Raw genomic sequence first — 12,006 nt, 5'->3', positions numbered from 1 at the left:
ATTTCTATTATATAAAAAATACCTACAGACTAAACACTTTTTTTCATGTGTCCAGTCTATAGGTATCATTTTACGTAAAGCTACTTCTTTTTATTTTATAATAACAGTCTTAAATTCATAAAATGAGTAATGATGAAATGAAAGTGAATATTCAAAAGGCTGTCCGTTATCTAAAAATCCAACCTGTTGAACATCAGCAATAGGATCATTTTCCTCTAAACGCAGATGTTCTATTTCAAAAGGAGTAGCTTTTCTAACATGTATAGTTCTATGAGCACTTTGAATTTTATACCCAAGGGTATCTTCAATATATTCATATAAAGAACCTTCCAAAATAGATTTTTTAAAGTTAGGCATAAGTGCTAGAGGCATATAAGTCTCTTCGATGACAGTAGGTTTGCCATCTATTAATCTTAAACGAATGATTTTGTAAACAAAAGAATCAGGTTCTAATTTAAGTTTTTCACAAATATCCTCATTTGCTGGGATAACTGCAAATTCAATTACTTGGCTAGTAACTTCATGTTTATAATTACTAGCTGTAAGTCCTTCAAACTGACTGGAAAGTAATAATCTTTGAATATCCTTAATCTGTACATCTTTAACAAAGGTACCAGCTCCACGTCTCTTAACAATTAGACCTTCAGCAACAAGCATATCTAAAGCTTTTTTTACAGTCATTTTACTAGCCTTATATTGTTCGCCTAAATCCTTTTCAAAAGGTAATTGTTCATTTGGAATATAAACTTCTTGCAAAATCTTATCTCTTATATCATTAGCAATCTCAACATATTTTAGCATTATGAATCTCCTGATCATATCAAAAGTATATTTATTATGGTTTATATTTATAGTATAACAAAATTTATGAAATAAGAATAGATATTTACCATAAATTTAAAAGTATAGACTTTTATATTAAAAGTATGATATTATTTAACCGTAAAATAATATTTGAACCAAAATATATACTTTTAAGGGGGAAAATAAATGAATTATAAATTTCCAAAAAACTTTTTATGGGGAGCAGCTTCTTCAGGTCCTCAATCAGAAGGAGCTTCAAATAAAGATGGTAAAGGTAAAAACATCTGGGATCACTGGTATGAAATCGATCCAGAAAAGTTTTTTAACCAAGTAGGGCCACAAGATACATCAAATTTTTATAATTTGTACAAAGAAGATATTAAAAGAATGAAAGATATAGGTTTTAACTCTTATAGAACATCAATAACTTGGTCAAGATTAATCCCAGATGGTGATGGCGCGGTTAATGAAAAAGCAGTAGAATTCTATAATAATATTATAGATGAGCTAATAAAAAATGGTATAAAACCAATCATAAACTTATATCACTTTGATATGCCTTTAGCTATGCAAGAAAAAGGCGGCTGGGAAAGTAGAGAAGTAGTAGAAGCTTATGCTAGATATGCACGTAAGTGTTTTGAACTATTCTCTGATAGAGTTAAATATTGGACTACTCATAATGAACCTATAGTTCCAGTAGAAGGCGGATATCTATATCAATTCCATTATCCTTTAGTAACAGATATGAAAAGAGCTGTTCAAGTAGCATATAATACTATGTTATCAAGTGCTAAAGCAGTTGCAGAATTTCATAAGCTAAATGTTGAAGATGGAAAGATAGGAATAATACTTAACCTTACACCTTCTTATCCAAGAGATATAAATAATCCTGATGATGTAAAAGCAGCAAATATTGCAGATTTATTCTTCAATAGAAGCTTTTTAGATCCATCAATATTAGGGGAATATCCTGAGGAATTAATTCAAATTATAAAAGATAACGATATAATTCCAGAAATCCATGAAAATGATCTTGAAGTGATCAAAAATAATACAGTGGATTATTTAGGCGTTAACTATTACCAACCACGTAGAATAAAAGCAAGAGAAAAGGCAGTAGATCCAAGTGAAGCCTTAATGCCAGAAACATTTTTTGATAACTATGAATGGCCAGAACGTAAAATGAATATCTATAGAGGCTGGGAGATATATGAAAAGGCTATCTATGATATAGCAGTAAACATTAAAAATAACTATAAAAACATACCTTGGTATATTTCAGAAAATGGTATGGGAGTTCAAGATGAAGACAGATTTATAGATGAAAATGGAATGGTTCAAGACGATTATAGAATTGAGTTTCTTTTTGAGCACTTAAAATGGCTTCATAAAGGAATAGAGGAAGGATCTAATTGCTTTGGATACCATATGTGGACATTTGTAGATAACTGGTCTTGGACTAATGCATATAAAAATCGATATGGATTCTATAGAGTTGATTTAGATAACAACTTTAAAAGAAGTGTTAAGAAAAGTGGTTTATGGTATAAAAAAGTTGCAGAAAATAATGAGTTAGTTGATTAATATTTCAAAAAATCGGCATTAGTTTTTAATGTCGATTTTTCTGATTTTATGTCATTGTATATCTCTTAAAAACAAAAGTATATATTTTTATGTAATAATATATTGACTTTTAATAAATATGGATATATAATTGTTTTGTAAGCATTTACATCATCTATTAAAAAGGGAGGGATTTTAATATGAAAAAAATTAGATTATTCTGTTCAGCAGGAATGTCAACATCATTATTAGTTAGTAAGATGCAAGAAGCAGCTAAAAGCAAAAACATTGATGTAGATATATTTGCATATCCAGAAGCAGAAGTAAGTGAAAGAGGACAAGAAGCTGACGTAATACTACTTGGACCACAAATAAAATATCGTTTAAATGCGATAAAAGAAATTTATCCAGACAAGCCTGTAGATGTTATAGAAATGAGAATGTACGGGTTAATGGATGGAAACGCAGTATTAGAAAAAGCATTGAAATTATTAGGGTAATAATAAAATTTTTAAAATATAAAAACATTATTTTGGAGGGTTAAATATGAATAAGTTAATTGCTGTTCTGGAAGAAAAAGTTGTGCCAGTAGCTATGAAGATAGGAAATAATGCCTATCTAAATGCAATTAAAAATGCGTTCTTAAGACTTATGCCGCTATCATTAATAGGTGCTATGTTTATACTTATTAACAACGTATTTTTAAACTTTGGGGAAGGAACTTTCTTCTATCAAATGGGTATAAGATTATCAGAAGACACTGTTAAGTCTATTGCTCAATTCCAAAGCATCGGTAACGCTGCTATAAATGGAACAATAGGTATAATGTCATTAATGATACCTTATATGCTAGCTAGTGAAATAGGTAAAAAGAACAATGTTGATGAAGGAGCTACTGGTTTAATGGGTATAGTTTCATTCATAACATTAACACCAGCTGCAATAGGCATTGATTATACAAGCCTAATAAAAGATGGAGTTATAACAATAGATGTAGCATCTAAATTAACTCAATCAGTTGGAGGATTCTCAACATCATTCTTTGGTGGACAAAACGTTATATCAGGTATGCTTATCGGTTTATTTGTTGGAGAACTTTATTCATTTATAGTAAAAAGAGGATGGGTAATAAAAATGCCAGCGAACGTTCCGCCAGCAGTATCTCGTTCTTTCAGTTCATTAATACCAGGATTTATAATTTTAACTATTTTAGGTTCATTGTCAACTATATTATCAAGAAACGGTATGAATTTCCACGATCTTATAATTAAGTTTATAGCTACACCACTAACTAATGCAGGTGGATTAGTAGGAGCTGTATATGTATTCTTCTCAGCATTCTTATGGTTCTTTGGAGTACATGGAGCATTAGCTTTATCAGCGCTAGACAGCCCAGTTATGGGAGTTATGGCACTTCAAAATGTTGACTTATTCCAAAAATATGGATCTGTTGATGCTGCAGTTAAAGCAGGAGAGCATTTCAATATGTGGGCTAAGCCTATGATAGATTCTTATATATTCTTAGGAGGAACTGGAGCAACTTTAGGACTTGTAATAGCTATATTCTTAGCATCAAAACGTCCAGACTGGAGACAAGTTGCGAAGTTTGGTTTACCATCAGGTATATTCCAAATAAACGAACCAATATTATTTGGTCTTCCAATAATACTTAATCCAGTACTATTTATACCATATATAATTGTACAACCTATACTTGCTATAGTTACAACAATCGCATATACAATAGGATTTATTCCTCCAATAACTAACATGGCACCATGGACAATGCCAGTAGGTTTAGGAGCGTTCTTTAACACTAACGGAAGCATAAACGCTATGATACTTGCTTTAGTAAACTTAGCAATAGCTACATTAATATACTTCCCATTTGTAGTTGTAGGTAACAAGGTAGCAGAAAAAGAAAGACAAGAAGCTTTAGATAACCCAGAAGTAACTGCATAATATAAAATCTTAGGAGAATAGGCGTAAGCTGTTCTCCTAAGTTATCTTTTCACAAATATAATTAAAGCATTTAGGAGGAACAATAATGGAAGAATTACAATTAGCAGCATTTCAAATAATAAGTGAAGTAGGTACAGCAAAATCATACATAATGGAAGCTTTAGGCTTTGCAAGAGAAAAGAAGTTAGAAGAAGCTAAAGAAACATTAAAAAAAGCAGAAGAACATTTAAAAGAAGGACACAAAGGTCACTTTGATTTAGTTCAAAAAGAAGCAAGAGGAGAAAAGCTTGAGTTCTCTATATTATTTATGCATGCTGAAGATCAACTGTTAACTACAGCTACATTAAAAGATGTTGTAACAGAAATGATAAACATGTATACAATGATTCACGAAAAATAAGCTATTAATTTAGTCTATTTTAATTTATAATAAGGCTATTGTTTTAAATAAATACTAAATAGACTAAAGGTGGAATTAGATGAGAAACTTAAAAATGATCATACAATATGATGGAACACGCTATAAAGGATGGCAAAGACAGAAGGATAACGACTTAACTATACAAGGAAAATTAGAAAATGTTTTATCTAAAATGACAGGTGAAACTATACAAGTAATAGGTTGCGGAAGAACAGATTCAGGAGTTCATGCTGAGAATTATGTAGCAAACTTCCACACTAATTGCGATTATAGTATCAATACTATAATGGGATATCTATACGACTTTTTGCCAGAAGACATAGTAGTAAAATCTATAAAAGATACTGGTGAGAGATTCCATGCAAGATATAATGTTAAATCAAAAACTTATATTTATAGAATATATAATAGTAAAGTTAGAAATGTTTTTAACAGAAAGTATGTATATCATACTGATGAGAAATTAGATTTAGAAAATATGAGAAAAGGTGCTGAATATTTAATCGGAACTAATGATTTTCAAAGTTTTACTAGTCTAAAACCTAATACCAAATCTACCGTTAGAACTATTAATTATATAGACATAAAAGAAAATGATGGTTTAATAGAAATTGAGGTTAATGGAAATGGATTCTTATTAAATATGGTGAGAATTATTACAGGAACTCTTTTAGAAGTTGCAAAAGGAAAACTTAAACCAGAGGATGTAAAAAGAATTTTAGATGAAAAAAGAAGAGCAGAGGCTGGCCCTATAGCTCAACCTAAAGGATTAATACTAAAAGATGTAACATTTTAATAAAATTAAAGCTATTGTAATTAAATTTGCAATAGCTTTTTTTCTTTTTAAATACTTTTCTATTTTTCTATTTAAGTACTTTTCTATTTAAGTACTTAACTTCTTATTAGACATAACTATCAATTAGAATGACTTTAATGAGGCTTGAGAAGAAGCCTCTACAGTAATAAAGTGCTTAACTTCTTATTAAACATAAATTAAGAAAAATGATTCTAATGGAGCCTGAGAAACGGCTCCTACAGCAATAAAGTGTAACTTTTTATTAAACATAATATAAAAAAATGACTTTAATGAAGCTTGATGATAATGTTCTACTGAATAGTAATGAGAAGGAATTAAATAGATTAAAATGGATAGAATAGTATTGTAATAATGTTATTTAGGAGGAAAAATTATGACAGAGCTTGAAGATGCAATTGAGAAGATAAGAGAATTAGAATGTCCTACTGGGGAAGTAGAGGATCGTGTTGCGGAAATACTTGAAGAGTATGAGGTGGCTGAGGGGAACGATATAATTGTATTAAGAGATGAAAACTATGATACCAATGAAGCTGAGGCATATAGTGCCAAGATTCCAGGAGAAATAGATAAGTCTCTTGTGGTATTATCAAAATCAGGATTAGACGACTATGTTGCTAAGGTTATTGACGTGTACATAGATTAATCCACTTGTTTTATGATATAAGACTGTACTTAAAATCAGATTTAAGTACAGTCTTATTATTTCTAACTAATATGTGCAGCTTTTTTTACCATAGAAATCTCACTTTCGCTTTCGACGGCTTCTAGGCTTTCGTTTAATTTAGCATCAAATAGCATTTTGTATATTTCTATATTTTTTTCATTTCCAACTGGAGCCATGACTACATATTCTTTGGAGTTTATTAGTAATTGGTCAAGTATTGTGTAATCAACTTTTTCTCCATTTTCATCAGTAAAGGTCATTTTTCTTTTTTCGCTCATTTATCTTCACTCCTTAAAAATTATTCAAGTTTATTATTCTCAAATTAAATAAATTAAATTATAAATATTAATGGAAGTTGTTTATTTATTTTAACTTTTTTATAATATACTTATAGAAGACGTGGATATATTTGTAAAAGAGGTGAAGGTATTATGAGTGAAGTTTTATTAAGTGATCCAATAAAAAAATTAGTAGAGAAAATGCAAATAGATGAAATTACTGAATACTATATTTATAGTAAAGTAGCAAAAGGAATAAAAAATGATAATAATAGAAAAGTTCTAGAAAAAATAGCTAATGAAGAAAAAGCTCATAGCTATGTGTGGAAAAAATACACCAATAAAGAAGCTAAACCTAAAAAGTTAAAGGTGTTTTGGTATGTATTAATAAGCAGAATTTTAGGCTTTACTTTTGCTTTAAAACTTTTAGAAAAAGGAGAAGAGGCTGCTGGGATTAATTATGATATTATAGCAAAGGAAATACCTAAAGCAAAGGAGATTGCAGATGATGAGGACAGGCATGAAAAAGAGCTTTTAGGGCTTCTTGATGAGGAAAAACTTAAATACGTAGGCTCTATGGTTCTTGGATTAAATGATGCCTTAGTAGAACTTACTGGAACCTTAGCAGGTTTATCTTTGGCTATTCAAAATACCAGAATAATAGCACTGTCTGGATTGATTACGGGCATTTCAGCAACTTTATCTATGGCATCATCAGAATTTCTTTCTGCAAGATCAGAGGGAAGAAAAGATGCATTAAAGTCTTGTACTTATACAGGAATAGCATATTTGTTTACTGTAATTATATTGATATTACCTTTTTTGCTTTTACCTCCAGAGGATTACTTAGTGGCACTTGGAATAATGATTGCTTCAGTAGTCTTAATAATAGCAGGATTTAATTATTATATTTCAATAGCTAAGGATTTAAAGTTTAAAAGACGTTTTTTAGAAATGACAGGTATAAGCTTAGGTGTTGCAGTTATATCTTTTGGTATTGGGATATTAGTTAAAAAGTTTTTAGGAATTGATATTTAAATATGACACATTTATGTGCAATTATGTTTGGTAAGATTAGATTAAGTATATATGAAGAGGTTAAATAGTATGATAGAGGAAATAGAGGCTAAATCAATTTTAGTTAAAAATAAATATCCAGATCAATGGTTTGGAGTGCAATATACTATGAATATATATAAAGGCTGCCAACATGGTTGTATATATTGTGATTCTAGAAGTGAGTGTTATAGGATAGAAAACTTCGATAATATATTAGTAAAAACAAATGCAGTGGAACTTTTAAAAAATGAATTAGCTAGAAAAAGAATTAAAGGAACCATAGGAACTGGGGCTATGAGTGACCCTTATACTCATGTGGAAAGAAAGTATAAGCTTACTAGAAAAGCATTAGAGGTAATTGCAGACTTTAGATATCCAGTTAATATTGTAACTAAAAGTAATCTAATTTTAAGAGATATTGATTTATTAAAAGAAATAAACAAGATATATGCATCTGTAGCTATAACAATAACAACAGCTGATGATAACTTGGCCAAAAAGATAGAACCTTTTGCATCAAGTCCAACAGAAAGATTTGAGGCTATAGGTATATTATCAGAGCTGGGCATTAATGTGGGTATAACTATGATGCCTATTTTACCATTCATAGAAGATAATGAAGAAAACATCATGGAAATATTGAATATGGCAAAGAAATATGGGGTTAAATATATTTACCCATTTTTTGGAGTAACATTAAGGGATAGACAACGTGATTATTATTATGAGAAACTAGATAAGCTATTTCCTGGAGTGAAGGAAAAGTATCAAAGTCATTATAAAAATTACTATAGCTGTAGGATTGAAAAGTATGAAAAGATAAAGAAGATGTTTTATGATTATTGTAAGATACACGGAATATCTACGGAAATGCCATCTTATTATAAGGAGATATCTTCAACTCAATTAAGTTTTTTAGAGTGAATTTAAAGAAAAAGATTAGCTAATTTAACATCAGCTAATCTTTTTTCTATTTTATATCAGTAAGTTTTATAGTTACATATCCACAATCATCAAGTGTTTTTAATATTCTATTTAATGGAGCATCTTGAGAATATGTATAATTTAGTTGACCATCTTTAATATCAATGTTTATATAATCAAATTCTTTGTATGGATGGTAAAAGAAGCTTGCAAGAGATGAACTTTTGTTGCTTTTAATATTATCTAGTAACTCTTGAACATTGTTGTCTTTTACATAACTTAAAGGTGCTGGAACATATATAGTAGTATTATTCCTAGGACTAACCAAGGGGAGCTTGTTCCATATACCTACGTAAGGTTCATATATATAATCAAAATACTTTTCGAGTATAGATTGTTGATATTCAGTAGCTCTATAATGTGGAGACTCAAAAAACTTATAAGGTATATTTAATGAGTCTGCTGTAGTTATCGCTGAATTTACAATATTTATAACATCCTCTTCTTTAGTATTATGATCTTTTGTAAGTTCAGAACTAACTATGCTCTTCTCATTTCCATATTGATGTGTATAACCATGAAGACCTATAATTCCACCTCTATTTATAATGTAATCTAAGGTATTTATAAATGCAGCATTAGTCATATTAAAATCTTTTAAAAGATCTATATCTACGTTATTTTCAGGATCTTTAAATCTAGGAACCCATGCTATTGAGAAATTTGCATTATTTATATAAAGATTTTGTGCTACCATTTTAAATTTAAGTAAATTATCGCCGTTATATTCTTCACCCACAGAAATATCTTCTAATCTAATTAAAGATATAGTACCATTAGCCTTTGGAATCTTTATCTTCAAATTATCTATAGGGAAAAATGATATTTTATTATTATCAATATCCCAATAACTTATAAAAGAAAATATTTCTTCAATATCAGAAACTGATAAATATTCTGTTTTATGATTAGTTAAAGCTTCACCTCTAAGTCCTACTGTGCCTGCTTTTGAGGATATATTTTTATTTTCTTTTGATACCGTGTATATTTGATTGTTAAATTCTATTGTATACTTATCTCCAAAATAATTATAAACTGCACCTACTGATTCACAAAAATCTTTTATTGATATGTAATATCTTTGTCCTTTTTGAAGAATAGGAGCAGAAAGGTCTAATTTATCATCCTTATAAATTAAATCTACATTATTTACTTTAGATATAGAGGTTATGTCATTAGGAAGAGATGGAATTTTTCTAGATAGTTTACGTTTTTTAAAACTATGTACAAGTTTATCATTTTTTAATGATGTGAGGCTTTTTCCGTCAAACTCTTCAATAAATTTAACTCTCAAATCTGGTTTAAAATAAACATATAAAATAATTACGATTATAGATATTGGAATTAAATAGAGAAATTTTTTTATCATTGGAATTAACTCCTTTTAGTTGATATTACTGAATAACACTATTCTATAATATTAGCTAATATAAACATATAGAAGTAATAAAAAGTTAATGTAAATATAATAAAAAATACTCAATTAATGCAATTGATACATTAATTGAGTATTTTATAGTAGCGATGAAAAAATTCTAGCAATTCCCTCTATAAATTTATCGACTTTTCCTTCATTTTCATATTCTTCTAGAGGAAATTCTCTGCATCTAAGTAAATCATTATTGAAGATATCATCAAGCTCTTTAGTTTTATGCTCATCATAAACCACACAGTTAATTTCATAATTTAAATCATAACTTCTGATATCCATGTTAGCTGTACCTAAAGTAAATAGTTTGCCATCTACAGTCATAGTTTTAGAATGGATAAAAGCTGTTTTATCATAAAAATATACTTTTACGCCACAACGCATCAGTTCTCCTAAATATGTCCTTGAAGCTTTGTTAACTGTAAAGTGGTCTGCTTGCTCCGGGAAAATTATTTTAATATCCACTCCACCTAATGAAGATATTCTTAAAGCATCCATTATACTTTCATTTGGAACAAAATAAGGTGTAGATATATAAATGTTCTTTTTTGCCATTGTTATCATTTTTAACATTCCCTGCATTATTGCTGGAAATTCAGAGTCAGGTCCACTTTTAACTAGTTGCATAAGAACATCATTTTTTACTGAAGTTGCAGGAAAGTATTGATCAAATTCATCATCATAAAAAGAGTATTCGTTATTTGCCTTTTGTATTGTTAAAAAATCATCTAAAAAAACTGCCTGAAGAGCCATAACGAAGTCACCACTAACCATAAGATGAGTATCTCTCCAGTAACCGAATTTACTTTTGCCTAGGTATTCATCTCCGATGTTTATACCACCTAAAAACCCTACCTTTCCATCTATTATGGCTATTTTTCTGTGGTTTCTATAATTTATTTGGGTATTTATAGGGCGTAATAGTGGAGCTAAGAAATAAGAATAAAACACGATGTCAATTCCGTTATCTTTCAAATCTTTTACATAAGACTTTTTCATTTTAGCGCCTACTCTATCTATAATAAATCTAATCCTAACTCCTTCTTTAGCCTTCTTTATAAGGATATCTTTTATTTCATTTCCTATAGTATCACTTTTTACAATATAATACTCTAAATGAATATGATGAGTGGCATTTAGGAGTTGCTCTTTTAAATCATTAAACTTATCCTCTCCATTAGTATAGAATTTGATATCGTTATTTGGAAAGATAGGAGAGTCACTATTATTAGCAAGAAGTTCAATAAGCGGAGTATATTGTTTAAGTTTATATTCCTTTATTATAGGGGTTATTAAATCCTTTATTTCATTAGATATACGATCATTCAATTTATGTATTTTCCAATTTTGTCCTAAGAATATATAAAGAACTAACCCAACAGGAGGGAGTAATAATAAAATTAATAACCAAGCTATTGTTTTTTCGGGCTTTTTTCTTTCTAAAACAACTATAGCAGTACCAACAATAATATTAATGGCCATTATTGCATATGTAATGTAGTTAGTAAAATCTTTCATCTAATTTCCCCCTTCATAGAATATATGATTAATATTATACCAGTTATTTAAATTGTGGTTAAGATATTATTATAATAGTCAAAGATTATTAAATTTGATATAAAATCTCTATACTTTAATCTGGTATTACATATTATTAACATAAATAAGCATTTAATATCAGGTAGGAGAATATTCTTATATGAAGTCATAATTGTATTAAATAAGAAAAAATAAATATAAACATATCCTAGTGTATCAATAATAAAAAAAGCGAGAAAAAATGAGTATTTTGTAGTAATAGGAATTTATATGCGCTAATTTAGTTTTGAAAGGAGGATTTATATGTTTCGTAGATGTTAAGATAAAACACGTCGCAAGTGAAGGCAAACATTTCTTAGTAAGAAATTGATCAACAAAAAATGAAAAAAGTTGTTGACAGGCAAAGAGCTGTGTGATAAGATAACACTTGTCGCTGAGAGAGATTAGCGAAAAAGAAAAAATGGTCTTTGAAAATTAAACAGAGGA

At 29.0% G+C, this 12,006-nt stretch carries 12 protein-coding genes; 8 read left to right on the top strand and 4 right to left on the bottom strand.

Going from position 1 to position 12,006, the window contains the following annotated elements:
* Positions 1-90: 90 nt before the first annotated feature.
* Entirely contained in the window at positions 91-801 is a 711-nt protein-coding gene (locus L1S49_RS22800) for a GntR family transcriptional regulator (RefSeq protein WP_021803801.1), read from the bottom strand.
* Between the two features lie 189 nt (positions 802-990).
* Here L1S49_RS22800 and L1S49_RS22795 point away from each other — a divergent pair, with 189 nt between their 5' ends.
* From L1S49_RS22795 to L1S49_RS22770, 6 genes are all read left to right on the top strand, one after another.
* Complete coding sequence (locus L1S49_RS22795; protein ID WP_238907620.1) at positions 991-2,388, top strand: glycoside hydrolase family 1 protein; 1,398 nt, start codon at positions 991-993, stop codon at positions 2,386-2,388.
* A 179-nt stretch (positions 2,389-2,567) separates the two neighbouring features.
* The gene (locus L1S49_RS22790; protein ID WP_021803800.1) at positions 2,568-2,867 is read left to right on the top strand and encodes a PTS sugar transporter subunit IIB; all 300 of its coding nucleotides are present in this window, start codon (positions 2,568-2,570) and stop codon (positions 2,865-2,867) included.
* 46 nt (positions 2,868-2,913) lie between these two features.
* Entirely contained in the window at positions 2,914-4,329 is a 1,416-nt protein-coding gene (celB, locus tag L1S49_RS22785; RefSeq protein WP_073022845.1) for a PTS cellobiose transporter subunit IIC, read from the top strand.
* A gap of 85 nt (positions 4,330-4,414) precedes the next feature.
* Entirely contained in the window at positions 4,415-4,729 is a 315-nt protein-coding gene (locus L1S49_RS22780; protein ID WP_021803798.1) for a PTS lactose/cellobiose transporter subunit IIA, read from the top strand.
* A gap of 79 nt (positions 4,730-4,808) precedes the next feature.
* Positions 4,809-5,546, top strand: a complete 738-nt coding sequence (gene truA, locus L1S49_RS22775; protein ID WP_238907618.1) for a tRNA pseudouridine(38-40) synthase TruA — start codon at positions 4,809-4,811, stop codon at positions 5,544-5,546.
* A 394-nt stretch (positions 5,547-5,940) separates the two neighbouring features.
* Complete coding sequence (locus L1S49_RS22770) at positions 5,941-6,210, top strand: hypothetical protein (RefSeq protein ID WP_021803796.1); 270 nt, start codon at positions 5,941-5,943, stop codon at positions 6,208-6,210.
* A 62-nt stretch (positions 6,211-6,272) separates the two neighbouring features.
* On the opposite strand, the gene L1S49_RS22765 is transcribed toward L1S49_RS22770, so the two are convergent.
* The gene (locus tag L1S49_RS22765) at positions 6,273-6,509 is read right to left on the bottom strand and encodes a DUF1292 domain-containing protein (protein ID WP_073022843.1); all 237 of its coding nucleotides are present in this window, start codon (positions 6,507-6,509) and stop codon (positions 6,273-6,275) included.
* Between the two features lie 153 nt (positions 6,510-6,662).
* On the opposite strand from L1S49_RS22765, the gene L1S49_RS22760 reads away from it, so the two are divergent.
* On the top strand, positions 6,663-7,547 hold the full coding sequence (locus tag L1S49_RS22760) for a VIT1/CCC1 transporter family protein (protein ID WP_238907616.1): 885 nt from the start codon (positions 6,663-6,665) through the stop codon (positions 7,545-7,547).
* 69 nt (positions 7,548-7,616) lie between these two features.
* Positions 7,617-8,492, top strand: coding sequence for a radical SAM protein (locus L1S49_RS22755; RefSeq protein WP_238907614.1), 876 nt, complete (start codon positions 7,617-7,619; stop codon positions 8,490-8,492).
* A 46-nt stretch (positions 8,493-8,538) separates the two neighbouring features.
* Here L1S49_RS22755 and L1S49_RS22750 read toward each other — a convergent pair whose 3' ends face one another.
* Together L1S49_RS22750 and cls are read right to left on the bottom strand one after the other, a co-directional pair.
* Positions 8,539-9,921, bottom strand: a complete 1,383-nt coding sequence (locus L1S49_RS22750) for a DUF2334 domain-containing protein (RefSeq protein ID WP_238907612.1) — start codon at positions 9,919-9,921, stop codon at positions 8,539-8,541.
* 144 nt (positions 9,922-10,065) lie between these two features.
* A complete protein-coding gene (gene cls / locus L1S49_RS22745) occupies positions 10,066-11,499 on the bottom strand; it encodes a cardiolipin synthase (RefSeq protein ID WP_238907611.1) in 1,434 nt (477 codons plus the stop codon).
* Positions 11,500-12,006 lie beyond the last annotated feature (507 nt).

Source organism: Clostridium sp. YIM B02506 (genome assembly GCF_022324845.1).
GTDB lineage: Bacteria > Bacillota > Clostridia > Clostridiales > Clostridiaceae > Clostridium_T > Clostridium_T intestinale.
Note: the sequence above shows the minus strand (reverse complement) of the source record. Positions and strands in the feature narration are given on the sequence as shown.